A 15,180-nucleotide genomic window follows, 5' to 3' on the forward strand; every position below is an offset into this window, starting at 1 on the left:
CCCCCTTCCGCTCCCCCCCCCCCCCGGGGCCGCCCCGCCCCGCGCCGCGCCGGCGCCCCCCCCCCCCCCGCCCCCCCCGCCCCCCCCCCCCCCGGGTGCCCCCTACCTGGCCCCCCGCCCCCGCCCCCCCCCGGGGCCCGGGGGGGCCGGAGGTGCTGCTGCGACTCGACGAGCGCCGGCGGCTGCGCGGCGAGCCGCCGCTGGGCCCGGCGCTGCTCACCGCCGACGCCCGCAGCGCCGGGCTGGACGCGCCGGTGGTGACGGTGACCGACACCCCGGTCGCCCGGGAGACCGACTACGGCCGCGTCGACCACCACTCGTCGGCGGCGCGGGCGCTCGACGACATCCGCCACACCCACAACCGGGTGCCCGACTATCCGGTGCCCGGCGCCCACCGGGTGGTCAGCGCCTGGACCGGCGGACGGATCAGCGTCTCCAGCTCGGCCGCCGACGCCACCGCCCTGCCCGACGTCAACCCGGCGACCTCCCCGGCCGCCGCCGTCGACGGGGACTCCGGCACCGCCTGGGTGTCCAACTCGCTGCAGGCGGCGGTCGGGCAGTGGCTGCAGATCGACTTCGACCACCCGCTGACCAGCGGCACCATCACCGTCACCCCCAGCGCCACCGCGGTCGGCGCGCAGGTGCGCCGCATCCAGGTGGAGACCCCCAACGGCACCACCTCCTTGCAGTTCGACGAGGCCGGCCAACCGCTGAGCGCGGCGTTGCCCTACGGCGAGACCCCCTGGGTGCGGCTGACCGCGGTGGCCACCGACGACGGCTCCTCCGGGGTGCAGTTCGGCATCACCGACCTGGCGGTCACCGCCTACGACGCGTCCGGCTTCGCCCACCCGGTCGAACTGCGCCACACCCTGCAGGTGCCCGGGCCGCCGCCCGGTTCGGCGGTCGGCGCCTGGGACCTGGGATCGGAGCTGCTGGGTCGGGTGGGCTGCGCCGACAGTCCCAGCGGCCTGCGGTGCGCCGCGCCGATGAGCCTCGCCCCCGAGGAGCAGGAGGTGTTCAGCCGGACCCTGACGGTGCGCCGGCCGGTGTCGGTGACCCCGACGGTGTGGCTGCGGCCGCGGCAGGGCCCGCCGCTGGCCGACCTGATCGCCGAGCCCGGCGCCGCCCGCGCCGTCGGCGACTCCGACCTCATCGACGTGCTCGGCTCGGCCTATGCCGCCGCCGACGGCGACCCGGACACCGCCTGGAGCGCCCCGCAGCGCGTGGTGCAGCACAAGACCCCGCCGACGGTGACGTTGCGGCTGCCCGAACCGGTGCCGGTGAGCGGGGTGCGGCTGACCGCGGCCCGCTCCGAGGTGCCGACCCGGCCCACGATGGTGGCGGTCAACCTCGGCAACGGCCCGCAGGTGCGGCCGCTGCCGCGCGGCGCGGGCCCGCACACCCTGCGGTTGGCGCCGCACGTCACCGACACCGTCAGCGTCAGCCTGCTGGACTGGGACGACGTCATCGACCGCACCGCGCTCGGCTTCGATCAGCTCAAACCGCCCGGGCTGGCCGAGGTGACCGCGCTGGGGCCCGACCACGAGCCGGTGGCCGCCGCCGACCCGGCGGCCAACCGGTCCCGGCCGGTGACGATCGGCTGCGGGCAGGGCCCGGTGGTGGCGGTGGCGGGCCGGTTCGTACCCACCACGATCAGCACCACCGTCGGTGACCTGCTCGACGGGCACCCGGTCGCGGCCCGCCCCTGCGACACCGCCCCGATCGCGCTGCCGCCGGGCCATCAGGAACTGCTGGTCAGTCCCGGCTCGGCCTTCGTGGTCGACGGCGCCCGGCTGAGCGACCCGCACGCCCCCGCCGCGGCGCCGGCCGCCACCGACACCGCCGCGACCGGGGTGTGGCGCGCCGATCGCCGCGAGGTGCGGCTGCGCCCCGCCGATCGAGACCGGGTGCTGGTGGTGCCGGAGAGCGTCAACCCGGGCTGGGTGGCGCACACCGAGTCCGGCCGGCCGCTGACGGCGGTGACCGTCAACGGCTGGCAGCAGGGCTGGGTCGTCCCGGCCGGCACCGCGGGCACCGTCACCCTGAGCTTTCCGTCGAACAGCTGGTATCGGGCCGGGCTGGCCGGCGGGCTGGCGCTGCTGCCGCTGCTGGCGCTGCTCGCCGGGTGGCGGCGGCGCCGCCGCGACGACGCCGGGCCGCAGGCCCGGCCATGGGCGCCGGGGGCGGTCGCCGCGGCACTGGGTGTCCTGGCCGCCGCCACCCTGATCGCCGGGCCGGCGGGGGCGGCGGTGGGGGCGGCCCTGCTCGGGTTGCGCCGGCTGCTGCGCCCCGAGCGGTTCGCCGCCGTGCTGCTCGGGTCGGCTGCGGGCGGGTTGACCGCGGCCGGCGCGGTGCTGGCCCGCTACCCGTGGCGGTCGGTGGACGGCTACATCGGGCACGCCGCCGGGGTGCAGCTGATGGCGCTGCTGTCGGTGCTCGCGGTGGCGGTGGCGGTGCTGCCGCGCGGCCGGCGGCCGCAGTGATGCCGGCGCCGGTGTCCGCTCCTACCCTGGGAGGCGAGATCCGCCCGAGGAGCTGACGGCATGGACTGGTTCAGCGCACCGCAGTACTGGTTGGGTCGGCTGCTGCTGGAACGCGGGATCGCCGCGATCTACCTGGTCGCCTTCCTCGCGGCGGCGCTGCAGTTCCGGCCGCTGCTGGGCGCGCGGGGCATCCTGCCGATCCCGCGGTTCCTGGCCCGGCGCTCCTTCCGCCAGGCGCCGAGCGTCTTCCACTGGCACTACTCCGACCGGTTCTTCGCCGCGGTCTGCTGGACGGGTGCGCTGCTGGCCACCGCGATCGTCGCCGGCGCCACCAACCTGGTGCCGCTGTGGGCGACGATGCTGGCCTGGCTGGCGCTGTGGGTGGCCTACCTGTCGATCGTCAACGTCGGGCAACAGTGGTATGCGTTCGGCTGGGAGTCGCTGCTGCTGGAGGCCGGTTTCCTGGCGATCTTCCTCGGCAACGACGACGTCGCCCCGCCGGTGCTGGTGCTGTGGCTGTTCCGCTGGCTGCTGTTCCGGGTGGAGTTCGGCGCCGGCCTGATCAAACTGCGCGGCGACCCGTGCTGGCGGGACCTGACCTGCCTGGACTACCACCACGAGACCCAGCCGATGCCCGGCCCGCTGAGCTGGTTCTTCCACCACCTGCCCAAACCGCTGCACCGGGTGGAGGTGGCCGGCAACCACGTCGCGCAACTGGTGGTGCCGTTCGGGTTGTTCGCGCCGCAGCCGATCGCCGCGGGCGCGGCGGCGATCATCATCGTCACCCAGCTGTGGCTGGTCGCCTCGGGCAACTTCGCCTGGCTGAACTGGCTGACGATCGTGCTGGCCGGCGGGGTGCTGGTGTGGCCCGGCGAGACCCCGGCGCTACCCGCGGCGCCGACCTGGTTCGTGGTGGCGGTGGCGGCCGCGACCGCGCTGATCGTGGCGCTCAGCTACTGGCCGGTGCGCAACCTCATCTCGTCGCGGCAGCGGATGAACGCCTCGTTCAACCCCTGCCGGCTGGTCAACACCTACGGCGCGTTCGGCAGCGTCGGCCGCAGCCGCTACGAGGTGGTCATCGAGGGCACCGCGGACGCGGAGCTCACCGAGGCGACGGTGTGGCGCGAGTACGGCTTCAAGGGCAAACCCGGCGACCCGCGCCGGCTGCCCCGGCAGTGGGCGCCGTATCACCTGCGCCTGGACTGGCTGATGTGGTTCGCGGCCATCTCCCCGTCCTACGCCGAGGACTGGCTGGAGCCGTTCCTGCTGCGGCTGCTGCACAACGACGCGCCGACGCTGCGGCTGCTGGCGCACAACCCGTTCCCGCACGCCCCGCCCCGCTATGTGCGCGCCCAGCTCTACCGCTACCGGTTCACCACCCCGGCCGAATTACGCCGCGATCGGGCGTGGTGGCATCGGACTCCGATCGGGCCGTATGTGAGACCGGTTACGCTCCGGGGTGAGGCACATCCGCCCGCCGCGAGCGCTTGACCGCGCGCCTACCAAGGAGGTTCCGTGTCCATCGCCACCACCAACCCCGCGACCGGTGAGGTCGTCAAGACCTTCACGCCGGCGACCGACGAGGAGATCGAGGCGGTGGTGGCGCGCGCGCACGCCCGGTTCGGCGACTACCGCCACACCGGCTTCGCTCAGCGCGCCGAGTGGATGCGCGCGACCGCGGATCTGCTCGAGGCCGAGGCCGACGAGGTGGCCGCGATGATGACCCTGGAGATGGGCAAGACGCTGGCCTCGGCCAAGGCCGAAGCGCTCAAGTCGGCCAAGGGGTTCCGGTACTACGCCGACAATGCCGAGGCGCTGCTGGCCGACGTGCCCGCCGACGCCGAGGCGGTCGGCGCGGCCCGGGCCTACACCCGCCACCTGCCGCTGGGGGTGGTGCTGGCGGTGATGCCGTGGAACTTCCCGCTGTGGCAGGCGGTGCGGTTCGCCGCGCCCGCCCTGATGGCCGGCAACGTCGGGCTGCTCAAGCACGCCTCCAATGTCCCGCAGACCGCGCTGTATCTCGCCGATGTGCTCAGCCGGGGCGGGTTCCCCGACGGCTGCTTCCAGACCCTGCTGATCGGCTCGGACAAGGTGGAGGGCATCCTGCGTGACCCGCGGGTGGCGGCGGCGACGTTGACCGGCAGCGAGCCCGCCGGCCGGGCTGTCGCGGCGGTCGCCGGCGACGAGATCAAACCGACGGTGCTCGAACTCGGCGGCAGCGACCCGTTCATCGTGATGCCCTCGGCCGATCTGGACGCCGCCGCCCGGACCGCGGTCACCGCCCGGGTCCAGAACAACGGGCAGTCCTGCATCGCGGCGAAACGGTTCATCGTCCACACGGACGTCTACGACGAGTTCGCGGCGAAGTTCGTGGCGGGCATGGAGGCGCTGACCGTCGGTGACCCGACCGACCCGGACACCGACGTGGGTCCGCTGGCCACCGAGTCCGGCCGCGACGAGGTGGCCCAGCAGGTCGACGACGCGGTGGCCGCGGGTGCGACGATCGCCTGCGGCGGCGCGCGCCCCGACGGCCCGGGCTGGTACTACCCGCCCACGGTGGTCACCGGTATCACCCCGGAGATGGCGCTGTACACCGAGGAGGTGTTCGGGCCGGTGGCCGGGCTGTACCGGGTGGACAGCATCGACGAGGCGCTGCAGGTCGCCAACGCCACCCCGTTCGGGTTGGGCTCGAACGCCTGGACCACCGACGCGGACGAGCAGCAGCGGTTCATCGACGAGATCGAGGCCGGGCAGGTGTTCATCAACGGGATGACGGTGTCCTACCCGGAGTTGCCGTTCGGCGGCATCAAGCGCTCGGGGTACGGCCGGGAACTGGCGGGCAACGGCATCCTGGCGTTCTGCAACACCAAGACGGTGTGGGTGGGCTGAGGATCCGCCGGCACGCCGGTCAGCCCAGCGCGGCCAGCGCCTCGCGGTCCTCGTCGGCGAAGGTGTCCTCCAGCTGCAGCGGCGAGTAGTCCAGGTCGATCTCCTCCAGCGGCCGGCCGCGGGCGCTGGCGATGGTGCCGAACCGGCGCATGCCCTTGTCGCTGGCGTAGCTGGTGAACTCCTCGACGGTCATGCCGAACGGGATGTCGTCGCCGTAGATGTCGAAGACGCCCTCGGTGACCTTCAGGGCCAACGGGATCAACTCGTTCATCCGGTCCTCGAACACCGCCCAGTTCGCGTCGTCGGCGGCGACGTGGCGGCGGCAGGTGAACGTGCCCCAGGCCATGTGGCGGCGCTCGTCGTCGCCGATGCGCCGGACCAGTTCCTGCATGCCGGGCAGGATGTCGCGTTCGGTGCAGATCCGCTGCCAGGCGTGGTAGCCGGTGAGCGCGAGCATGCCCTCCACGATGTGGTTGTAGGTCACCGAGGCGCGGATCTGGGCGGCCGGTGAGGCGTCGGCGCTCAGCGCGTGCAGCGCCTGCGGCAGTTCCTCGTTGAACATCTGCCGGTAGGCGGGCAGGTCGTCGAGGTAGCGGTGCAGGTCGTCGGCGATGCCGACGGCGTCGAGCCAGAGCCGGAACACCTGGACGTGTTTGGCTTCCTCGAAGGCGAACTGGGTCAGATACATCTCGTCGGCGAGGCGGCCCTCGGCGCGCATCGCGGCCATGAACGGCTGGATGTCGGTGGTGACGGCCTCCTCCCCGGCGATGAACTGGGCGCACAGCCGGGTGGCGATGTCGCGCTCGCGGTCGGTCAGGCGCTCCCAGTCCGCGCGGTCCCGGGAGAAGTCGATGTCGGTGGGGTCCCAGAATTTGGCGTTGCCGCCGGCGAACAGCTTCAGCGGCATGCTCGCCCAGTTCAAGCCGGTCAGTGAACCGTAGTGGTTTCGGGTCGTGGACATGTGCGCACCTCCACCGCCCACCGTACTGTGACGACGGTCACGGCGCAGGGGGATTGCGGCGGGGCCGCAGCCGGGCGTTGGGCAGCGGCGGTGCGGGCAGTCGGGCGCCGGGGTAACCGGCGACCCGACCGAACCGGTCGGCTTCGTCCTGCCACTCCCGGCGGTAGCCGACGATCTCCTCGTGGCTGCGGCCGACGAAGTTCCACCACATCACGATCGGCTCGTCGAACGGCGCCCCGCCGAGCAGCAGCGCCCGGGCCGGCCGGTCGGTCGGGTTGGTCAGGGTCAGCGTCGCCTCCCCGGCGCCGACGTAGCCGAGATCGCCGCCCGCGAGGGCGGTGTCGGCCAGGTGCAGCGCGGCGCTGTCGACCAGCACGCCGTGTTCGAAGGCCGGGTCCACCGCGACCGGCATCCGCGCGCCGGGGTCCACGGTGAGCTCGGCGCCCAGCAGCGGGGTGAAGGTGGCGACCGGGGAGCGGTGTCCGGCCAGCTCGCCGAGGAACACCTTGGCGGAGCCGCCGCCGAGCCGGGTCACCGGCGGGGCGTGGTGCTGGAAGTCGCGGTCGGCACCGCGCGCGGCGTCGGGCAGCGCCACCCACAGCTGCGCGCCGTGCAGGGTGGTGGTGGCCGCGGTGGAGACCTCCGAGTGGCAGATGCCGTGTCCGCCGGTCATCAGGTTCAGCTCGCCGGGCCGCACCCGGGCGTGCACGCCGCCGCTGTCGCGGTGCTCGATCTCCCCGTCGAACAGCCAGCTGACCGTCTGCAGACCGGTGTGCGGGTGCGGCGGGACGTCCATGCCGCCGGTGGCGGCGACGTCGTCGGGGCCGTAGTGGTCGACGAAGCACCAGGCGCCGATCAGGGAACGCTGCCGTTGCGGCAGGGTGCGGCGCACGGTCATCGCCCGCGGCCCGCCCAGCGGCACAGCGCGGGAGGTGAGCACCTCGACCAGCGGGTAGCCGGCGTCGTCGCGCGGGCAGGGGCCGGCCCGGCCGTGCAGTTCGACGGGGTGGGTCTCGGTGTTGCTCATGGTCTCGGCCGTGCCTTTCGCTGCGACGCCTGCTGCCCCCAGTCTGCCGATCCCGGGTCGAGGACACCGGCGATGACGGCGTCGACGGTGCGGGCGGCCAGCCGGTCGAGGTCGGCGCGGGGTGCGGCGCGCAACGGCCCGTGCAACGCCAGTTCGGCGAAGCCGTGGACGGCGGCGAAGCAGGGCCACTCGGCGCCGTCGCGGCGCTCCGGGGTGAGCACCGCCGCGGCCACCAACCCGTCGAGCGCCTCGACGAGCCGCAGGTAGGGCGGGGCCGCCCCGGCCTCGGACGCCGCCTCGGCGTCATCGGTGTCGCCGAAGAACGCCACGCTGAACCAGCCGGGCTCGTCGAGGGCGAAACCGATGTAGCCCAGCCCGACCGCCCGCAGCCGGGCCACCGCCGCGTCGGCCGACGAACCGGCGGCGGCCCCGACCCCGGCCATCCGGTCGGCCATCCGCTCCTGGATGGCGCCGGAGACCGCCGCCGCCAGCGCCCGCCGGTCGGCGAAGTGCCGGTAGGCGGCGTTGGGGGTCACCCCCACCCGGCGGGTGATCTCGCGGATACCGAGCCCGGCCGCTCCGGCGGTGCGGGTGGCGGCCAGTCCCGCTTCCACCAGCGCCGCCGCCAGGTTGCCGTGGTGGTAGCGGGTGTGGTCGCCGCGTGTTGCCGCCATGGTCTTGACGAGCCCCTCCAGTTCGTGTGTACAGTGTCCACATTAACAATGTTGACGCCGTGAACATCAGCGGGTTCGAGGAGGAGCCGTGACCGCCACCGCATTACCGCCGATCGTGGACCGGGCTCGTTGGGACGAACAACTCGCCGACTGGCACCGCGGCGGAGGGTCGGCGTGACCCGCCCACGCACCGCCACCGTGCCCGGCCGCGGCGCGGTGCTCACCTACGACGTGCACGGCGAACACCGCGGCGGCACCCCGCTGATGCTGATCGGCTCCCCGATGGCGGCCGGGCACTTCGCCGGGCTGGCCGCCGAGTTCACCGACCGGCCGGTGCTCACCTACGACCCGCGCGGCTGCGAGCGCAGCACCGTCGACGACCCGCGCCGGATCAACACCCCCGAGGACCACGCCGCGGACCTGCAGCGGGTGCTCGACGCCGCCGGCGTCGAGCGGGCCGACGTCTTCGCCAGCAGCGGCGGCGCGATCAACGCCCTGGCCTGGGTGGTCGCCGGCGGGCCCCTGCGCACCGTGGTCGCCCACGAACCACCGCTCTACGCGGTGTTGCCCGACCGGGCGTACGCCACCGCCGTCGCCGAGCGGATGTATGCCACCTACGACCGCGAGGGGTTCGGCCCGGCGATGGCGCAGTTTCTGACCCTGGTCGCCCATCGCGGCCCGTTCACCGCGGCGGACCTGACCGCTCCCGCCCCCGACCCGGCGGCGTTCGGTCTGCCGACCGCCGACAACGGCGACCGCACCGACCCGCTGCTGTGGCAGAACCGGCCCTGCATCGGCTGGCAGCCCGACCTGGTGGCGCTGCGCGACACCCCGACCAGGCTGGTGCTGGGCATCGGCGAGAAATCGCGTGACATCGTCACCGGCCGCACCACTACCGCCCTCGCCGACCGGCTGGGGCTGAGCCCGAGCGTGTTCCCCGGCGGCCACGCCGGCTTCCTCGCCGAGGACGGCTCGGGGATGGGCGGCGACCCGGCCGACTTCGCCGCCCACCTGCGCGCGGTGCTGGCCGGCTGATCGGCCCGGGTACAGCTCAAACCCGCTCGAGCACCGCCGAGGCGCCGATGCCGCCGGCGGCGCAGATACCCAGCAGCGCCGTCTCGGCGTCGGTGCGGCCCAGTTCGTTGGCCATCGTGGTGACCATCCGGGCGCCGGTGGCCCCGAACGGGTGGCCCAACGCCACCGACCCGCCGTGCACGTTGAGCCGATCCGGGTCGACGCTGCCGACCGCCTCGTCGCGGCCCAGCCGGTCGCGGGCCCAGTCGCGGCTGTCCAACGCCCGCAGCACCGAGAGGGTCTGGGCGGCGAACGCCTCGTGGATGTCGACCCGGTCGGCGTCGGCCAGTTTCATGCCCGCCTTGGCCAGCGCGTGCGGCATCGAGATCGCCGGGCCGATCAGCACCTGGTCTTTGGGGTCGACGCTGACGTAACTCCACGACCGGAACGCCGCCAGCGGGGTCAGTCCCAGTGCGCGGGCCTTGGCCTCGCTCATCAGCAGCACCGCCGCCGCCCCGTCGGTCAGCGGGCTGGCGTTGCCGGCGGTGACCGTGCCGTCGGCGGCGAAGACCGGTTTGAGGCGGGCGAGTTTGGCCACGCTGGTGTCGGCGCGCACCTGGCCGTCCGCGCTGATCGTGGCGCCCTTGTCGGTGGTGACCGCGACGACCTCGTCGTCGAAGCGGCCGGACGCGATGGCGGCGGCGGCGCGGTGGTGGGAGCGGGCGGCGAACTCGTCCTGTTCGGCGCGGGTGACGCCGTGGATGCGGGCCATCTTCTCGGCCGACTCGCCCATCACCTCCCCGGTGGTGCGTTCGGCGATCTTGGGCTGGCGCGGCCAGATGTCGGTGAACGGCGCGAGCTCGGCGAGCACCTGCAGGTAGTCCCGCCAGCCCGGCTTGCCCAAGGCGACCGGCGCGGCGGCGTGCACCACCTTCTGCGGCATCTTGATCTCGGCGTTGGAGGTGGAATCGCTGCCGCCGGCGATCATCACGTCGTACTCGCCGCGTTCGATGGCGGCCGCCGCCGAGGTGATCGCCTGCAGCCCCGACGCGCAGGCCCGGGTGACGGTGTAGCCCTCACAGCCGGGGTCGAAGTCGAGGTCCAGCGCGATCTCACGCGCCACGTTGGGTGCGCCGCTGGGCAGGATCACCCCGCCCCACACCATCGCCTCGATCTCGGTCTTGGGCAGCCCCACCCGCCCCAGCAGCCCGGCGACCGCGGCGGCCCCCAGCGCGATCGTGTCCAGCTTGGTGAAGTCGGTGAACGCCCGGCGGAACGGCGTGCGCGCCCCGGCGACGATCACGGCACGGCGGGTCTCGGTCATCTGCGGCTCCCTGCTGTCGGTGCGGTCTGGGTCGGTGTCGATTCGGGGGCGGCCGGGCCGGCCGGGTCGGGGCCGACGACGGGGTCGGCGGGGAACTCGATCGCGGGTTCGTCGCTGATCGCGCTGGCCAGCGGCGCCACCCGGCGGGTGCGCCGGTACTCCCAGCGGCGCAGCGCCAGCCGGCAGGGCTCCTCCACCAGCGCGAAGCTCACCGCGGCCATCGCGAAGCCCAGTAGCAGGGTCAGCGCCAGCACCACCGGCATGTCGCCGGCGAAGGCGAACTTGCCGATCATCGGGAAGGTCATGGTCAGCGCGGCCAGGTGCCAGATGAACAGGCCGTAGGACCAGCGGCCGAGGGTGACCATCAGCGGGCTGGCCAGGATCCGGTGGCTGGTGTCGGGCCGGTCGAGCACCAGCGGGGCGAGCAGCGCCCCGGCCAGCACCGCACCGAGCCCGGTGCGCACCACGAACTGCCCGACGGTCGCCGGCGTCATGCCTTCCGGGCCGGCGATCGGCGACGCCGATAGCAGGTAGGTGACCACCACGATGGCGGCCATGATCAGCCGGCGCTGCGCCAGCCGGTGCACCCAGCCGGGCGGGCTGACGGTGAGTTCGGCCAGCAGCATCCCCGCCCCGAACCAGCTGCCGTAGGCCGGCGGCCAGTTCAGCGGGTTGAGCCCCTCCGCGGCGTGGATCGGCAGATAACCCCAGCCCAGGCTGGCCACCGACATGGCCAGAATGGCCGGGATGCGGCCGCGCACCGGCAGCTGGCGGGCCGCCAGCGCCAGCAGCGGCAGCATCAGGTAGAAGGTGACCTCCACCGACAGGCTCCACATCTGGGTGAGGCCCGGGGTCAGGGTCAGCGGCACGTACACCTGGGTCAGGGTCAGGTTGGCCAGCCACACGGTGCGGCTGGCCCCGACCGCGTCGGGCAGCAGCGCCAGGATCACCACCACGGCCACCAGGTAGGCGGGCATGATCCGCACGATGCGCGACCGCAGGTAGTGCCCGGTGGCCGGCCGGTGGCGCAGGCCGCGGGCGGCGGCGGCGTGCCCCCGCCACAGCAGGAAGCCGGACAGCGCGAAGAACAGCGCCACCGCCAGGTCGAACCGGCCCCACAGCCGCCCGCTGATCCCACTGGAGTGCCCGGTCTGGAACGCCACGTGGGTGATGACCACCCCCATGGCGGCGCAGGCCCGCATGCCCTCCACGGCGGGCAGGAAACTGCGGGTCCCGCCGACCTGCGCATCAACGGTCATGGCTGACAGTCTGCCGGTGCGGGCGGGACCCGGCTCGGCCACGGCCGGATTTGTTCGCCGCAACCCCGCCCGGGGACCGTTAGGAGGCGCTTAAATTCTGCTGTTAGGGTCGGGAGAGTTTGCCTGGCTGCTCTCCCTGCGCGGGGGGTACCCACAGGTCGGACGCTCCGGGGCCCGCAGACCTCGGAGGCCTCGGATCAGAAGGAGGGCACGGCAACGTGAGCAGAGCAGTCATGTTGCGGGTCACGGTGTACGGCGCGCTGGGCCTGGGTGCCGCGCTGCTGATCGCCGCCCTGCTGCTGCCGACCTACACGGTCAGCCAGATCACCAAAGTCCCCCTCGACATCGACACCACCCTGGTCAGCGAGGGCCGCGGCACGGCATTGGATCCCGCGTCGCTGGCCGGTGAGCATTTCGTCATCGACGAGGACGTCCCGCTGGTGTCGCAGAAGCAGGTCAGCGTCGAATCCCCGGCGAACGCCGACGTGGTCACCCTGCAGGTCGGCTCCACGGTGCGCCGCACCGACAAGCAGAAGGACAGCGGGTTGCTGCTGGCGATGGTCGACACCGTCACCCTCAACCGGGAGACCGCCGAGGCCGTCTCCGACGACAACCACCCCGGTGGCACCGTGCAGCAGCCGCGCAGCATCGAAGACGACAACCCGCCCAAACCGCTGCCGTTGGCCCACGAGGGGCTGGCCTACCGGTTCCCGTTCCACACCGAGAAGAAGAGCTACCCGTACTTCGACCCGATCGCGCAGGAGGCGTTCGACGCCAACTACGAGGGCGAGGACGACGTCAACGGACTCACCGCGTACCGCTTCACCCAGAACGTCGGCTACAACTCCGAGGGCAAGCTGACCAAGCCGATCAAGTACCCCTCGCTCTACAGCGACAACGAGGACGGCGAGGTCACCACCACGGCCGCGCAGTGGGGTGTCGAGGGTGAGCCCGACGAGGAGATCACCATGACCCGCTACTACGCGGCGCAGCGCACGCTGTGGGTGGATCCGGTGTCGGGCACCATCGTCAAGGCCAAGGAACGCGCCCAGCACTACTACGCCCGCGAGCCGCTGAAGCCGGAGGCGACGCTGGCGGACTACACCGTCACCTCCACCGAGCAGACCGTCGAGGAGCAGGTCGGCATCGCCCGCGATCAGCGGGACTGGCTGGCGCTGTGGTCGCGGATCTTGCCGATCACGCTGGCCGCGTCGGGCCTGATCGCGCTGGTCGGCGGGGTGCTGCTGGCGACCTTCGCGGTGCGCAGCGAGGCCGCGCTGGTCGACCCGGGTCTCGACACCACCGAGCAGGGCTTCTTCGAGGGCCTGTTCGACAGCCTGCTGAACCGCCGCGCCAAGGCCGAGGAGCCGATGCCGGCGGCCGAAGCGGCCACCGAGAAGCTGCCCACCCGCCCGCCGGACCCGCCCGGTGAGCCGGGCTCCCCGGAACCGCCGCCGCGCGGCTAGCCGCCGGGTGACCCGGGCGCGCCGCTGGTCCGGGGCGGGCTATGCCCTGGCGTTGACCCTGCTGGTGACCGCGCCGCTGCTGCGGCCGGGGTATTGGCTGCTGCGCGACGCGGTGTCCACCCCCCGCTCGTATCTGTCCGACGCGGCGCTGGGACTGGCCGGTTCCGCCCCGCGCGCGGTGCCCCAGGACGTCGCGATGGCGGTGGCCTCCCAGCTGATCGACGGTGGCGTCGTGGTCAAGGCGGTGCTGGTCGGCGCGGTGCTGCTGGCCGGGGTGGGCGCCGGGCGGCTGGTGCGGCTGGTGCTGCCGGAGTCGGGCATCCCGGGGGTGCTGGTCGGCATCACCGTGGCGGTGTGGAATCCGTTCGTGGCCGAGCGGCTGCTGCAGGGGCATTGGAGCCTGCTGCTGGGCTACGGCTGTCTGCCGTGGTCGGCGGCGGCGGTGCTGCGGCTGCGCGGCCGGGCCGGCACCCGGGGTCGGGATGTCGCGGCGCCGGTGTTCTGGCTGGCGGTGGCCGGGCTGACCCCCAGCGGGCTGCTGCTGGCGGCGACGGTGGCGCTGGCGGCGGTGGCCGCGCCCGGGCCGGGCCTGCCGCGGGGTCGTTGCGCCGCGCTGACCGGCGGCGCCGCCGCGGTGGTGGCGACGCCGTGGTTGCTGGCCGCCGCGTTGGGTCCGGCGCTGACCGGTGGTACCGGCGTGGTGGCGTTCGCCGCCCGCGCCGAGCCGGGGCTGGGCACGCTGGGCAGCCTGGCCGGGCTCGGCGGGATCTGGAACGGCGACGCGGTGCCCGGCTCGCGGACCGGGTGGTTCGCGGTGGTGGCGACGCTGGTGCTGCTCGCGGTGGTGGCGCTGGGGTTGCCGGTGGCGGCGCGGCGGGCCGCGGCGGTGCCGCTGCTGGTGTTGGCGGGCCCGGCGATCGTGGTGCCCGCGCTGCTGGCCACCGGGCCCGGGCTGGCGGTGCTGCACGCGGCGGTCGACGCGGCGCCCGGCCTGGGGCTGCTGCGGGACGGACAGAAATGGGTGGCCCTGGCGGTGCCCGGCTACACCCTGGCGGCCGCGGGCGCGGTGGTCGCGCTGCGCCGCTGGTTGCGGCCCGCGGTCGCGGCGGCGCTGTGCTGTGCGGCGCTGGTGGCGGTGTTGCCGGATCTGGCCTGGGGGGTGGGCGGGCGACTGACCCCGGTGTCCTACCCGGCCGGGTGGGCGGCGGTGGCCGCGGCGATCAACGCCGATCCCCGGCCGGTGGCGGTGCTGCCCGCCGGGCCGATGCGCCACTTCCCCTGGGCCGGGCCGGTGCTCGATCCGTTGCCGCGCTGGGTGCGCGCCGAGGTGCTCTCCTCCGGGGATCTGAGTGTCTCCGGGCGGACGGTGCGCGGGGAGGGCGACCACGCGCGGGCGGTGCAGCAGTTGCTGCACCGCGGTGCCGCACCGGCCGAGCTGGCGGCCGCCGGGGTGGGCTGGGTGGTCGTCGAGGCGGACAGCGCCGGCGAATTCGGCGCGGCGGCACGGACGTTGGACCGGCTTCCGGTGGCGGTGCGCGACGGCGACCTGGTCCTCTACCGGGTGGGTGGCCACGCCGAGGGGGCGTCGGCCCTACGGCGCGGCACGGTGCTGGCCGCACACGGGCTGTGGCTGGTGCTGATCGTGCTCACCGCCGTGGTGAGCCGGCCCCGGCGGGCCCGCACCCCGGAGTCCGGCGTGGTTGACTGACCGGGTGAACGATGCGCCCGCCGACCGCGCCGCGCAGCGCAGGCGGCGCCAGTGGGGTTGGCTGGTCGCGGTGACCACGGCGTTGGCGGTGGCGGGCAGCGCGGTGGCATTGGTGTTGATGCTGCCGCTGGCGATGGCCACCGATCCCTGCCACGGCGACGACACCGAGTGGGTCTGTCAGCTCTCGGCGCGCGGCCAGAACCTGCTGGTGTTGCTGCCGTGGCTGGCGGTCGGCGGCGGGCTGGCCGGCGCCGCCGCCGGCGCGGCGTTGGCGGCGTGGCGGCGCTGGAATCCGTTGATCGGGATCGCGGTGGGGGTGCTCGGTTATGTCGTGGTGGTACCGATCGGCTACGAGCTCGCGCTGCGGGTCTGAGC

At 74.0% G+C, this 15,180-nt stretch carries 11 protein-coding genes and 1 pseudogene; 7 read left to right on the plus strand and 5 right to left on the minus strand.

The genetic code is table 11. The features are described 5' to 3' along the window. Positions 1-82: 82 nt before the first annotated feature. The 3 genes and pseudogenes from A5643_RS05235 to A5643_RS05245 all read left to right on the plus strand — a co-directional run. A pseudogene (locus tag A5643_RS05235) lies at positions 83-2,483 on the plus strand (discoidin domain-containing protein); the annotation flags it as partial. Positions 2,484-2,543: 60 nt separating this feature from the next. Next, positions 2,544-3,974 (plus strand): lipase maturation factor family protein, encoded by a 1,431-nt coding sequence (locus tag A5643_RS05240; protein ID WP_066852633.1) that lies wholly within the window; start codon positions 2,544-2,546, stop codon positions 3,972-3,974. A gap of 24 nt (positions 3,975-3,998) precedes the next feature. Then, positions 3,999-5,372 carry an NADP-dependent succinic semialdehyde dehydrogenase gene (locus tag A5643_RS05245; protein WP_066852635.1) on the plus strand — a complete coding sequence of 458 codons (1,374 nt, stop codon included), beginning with the start codon at positions 3,999-4,001 and terminating at the stop codon, positions 5,370-5,372. Between the two features lie 19 nt (positions 5,373-5,391). Here A5643_RS05245 and A5643_RS05250 read toward each other — a convergent pair whose 3' ends face one another. Genes A5643_RS05250 through A5643_RS05260 form a run of 3 tightly spaced genes read right to left on the minus strand, consistent with a single transcriptional unit; the run spans position 5,392 to position 8,034 of the window. Then, positions 5,392-6,333: a R2-like ligand-binding oxidase gene (locus A5643_RS05250; RefSeq protein ID WP_066852637.1), complete on the minus strand. Its 942-nt coding sequence runs from the start codon at positions 6,331-6,333 to the stop codon at positions 5,392-5,394. A gap of 37 nt (positions 6,334-6,370) precedes the next feature. Continuing rightward, a complete protein-coding gene (locus A5643_RS05255; protein WP_066852639.1) occupies positions 6,371-7,360 on the minus strand; it encodes a pirin family protein in 990 nt (329 codons plus the stop codon). After that, positions 7,357-8,034 carry a TetR/AcrR family transcriptional regulator gene (locus A5643_RS05260; protein ID WP_066852641.1) on the minus strand — a complete coding sequence of 226 codons (678 nt, stop codon included), beginning with the start codon at positions 8,032-8,034 and terminating at the stop codon, positions 7,357-7,359. The genes A5643_RS05255 and A5643_RS05260 overlap by 4 nt, the downstream gene beginning before the upstream one ends. Positions 8,035-8,208: 174 nt before the next feature. Between A5643_RS05260 and A5643_RS05265 the strand changes: the two genes are divergently transcribed. Further along, positions 8,209-9,069 carry an alpha/beta hydrolase gene (locus tag A5643_RS05265; protein ID WP_066852643.1) on the plus strand — a complete coding sequence of 287 codons (861 nt, stop codon included), beginning with the start codon at positions 8,209-8,211 and terminating at the stop codon, positions 9,067-9,069. A 16-nt stretch (positions 9,070-9,085) separates the two neighbouring features. Here A5643_RS05265 and A5643_RS05270 read toward each other — a convergent pair whose 3' ends face one another. After that, complete coding sequence (locus A5643_RS05270) at positions 9,086-10,372, minus strand: acetyl-CoA C-acyltransferase (protein WP_066852645.1); 1,287 nt, start codon at positions 10,370-10,372, stop codon at positions 9,086-9,088. After that, positions 10,369-11,631 (minus strand): acyltransferase family protein, encoded by a 1,263-nt coding sequence (locus A5643_RS05275; protein WP_082948744.1) that lies wholly within the window; start codon positions 11,629-11,631, stop codon positions 10,369-10,371. The genes A5643_RS05270 and A5643_RS05275 overlap by 4 nt, the downstream gene beginning before the upstream one ends. Before the next feature lie 218 nt (positions 11,632-11,849). On the opposite strand from A5643_RS05275, the gene pgfA reads away from it, so the two are divergent. From pgfA to A5643_RS05290, 3 genes are read left to right on the plus strand one after another with little or no spacing between them, the layout of a single operon-like run. Continuing rightward, positions 11,850-13,097 (plus strand): cell envelope lipid trafficking protein PgfA, encoded by a 1,248-nt coding sequence (gene pgfA, locus A5643_RS05280; protein WP_197497655.1) that lies wholly within the window; start codon positions 11,850-11,852, stop codon positions 13,095-13,097. A 7-nt stretch (positions 13,098-13,104) separates the two neighbouring features. Then, complete coding sequence (locus A5643_RS05285) at positions 13,105-14,805, plus strand: MmpA family trehalose lipid delivery protein (protein WP_066852710.1); 1,701 nt, start codon at positions 13,105-13,107, stop codon at positions 14,803-14,805. Positions 14,806-14,809: 4 nt separating this feature from the next. Continuing rightward, on the plus strand, positions 14,810-15,178 hold the full coding sequence (locus tag A5643_RS05290; protein WP_066852650.1) for a hypothetical protein: 369 nt from the start codon (positions 14,810-14,812) through the stop codon (positions 15,176-15,178). The last annotated feature ends 2 nt before the right edge of the window (positions 15,179-15,180 follow it).

The sequence above is a fragment of the Mycobacterium sp. 1274756.6 genome (assembly GCF_001668625.1).
In the GTDB taxonomy this organism is placed as follows: domain Bacteria; phylum Actinomycetota; class Actinomycetes; order Mycobacteriales; family Mycobacteriaceae; genus Mycobacterium.

Bases quoted from the DNA above. Each gene is read 5' to 3' on its own strand.
- A5643_RS05255 (WP_066852639.1), bottom strand. From the start codon at position 7,360: ATGAGCAACACCGAGACCCACCCCGTCGAACTGCACGGCCGGGCCGGC.
- A5643_RS05250 (WP_066852637.1), bottom strand. From the start codon at position 6,333: ATGTCCACGACCCGAAACCACTACGGTTCACTGACCGGCTTGAACTGG.
- A5643_RS05240 (WP_066852633.1), top strand. From the start codon at position 2,544: ATGGACTGGTTCAGCGCACCGCAGTACTGGTTGGGTCGGCTGCTGCTG.
- A5643_RS05260 (WP_066852641.1), bottom strand. From the start codon at position 8,034: ATGGCGGCAACACGCGGCGACCACACCCGCTACCACCACGGCAACCTG.
- A5643_RS05270 (WP_066852645.1), bottom strand. From the start codon at position 10,372: ATGACCGAGACCCGCCGTGCCGTGATCGTCGCCGGGGCGCGCACGCCG.
- A5643_RS05275 (WP_082948744.1), bottom strand. From the start codon at position 11,631: ATGACCGTTGATGCGCAGGTCGGCGGGACCCGCAGTTTCCTGCCCGCC.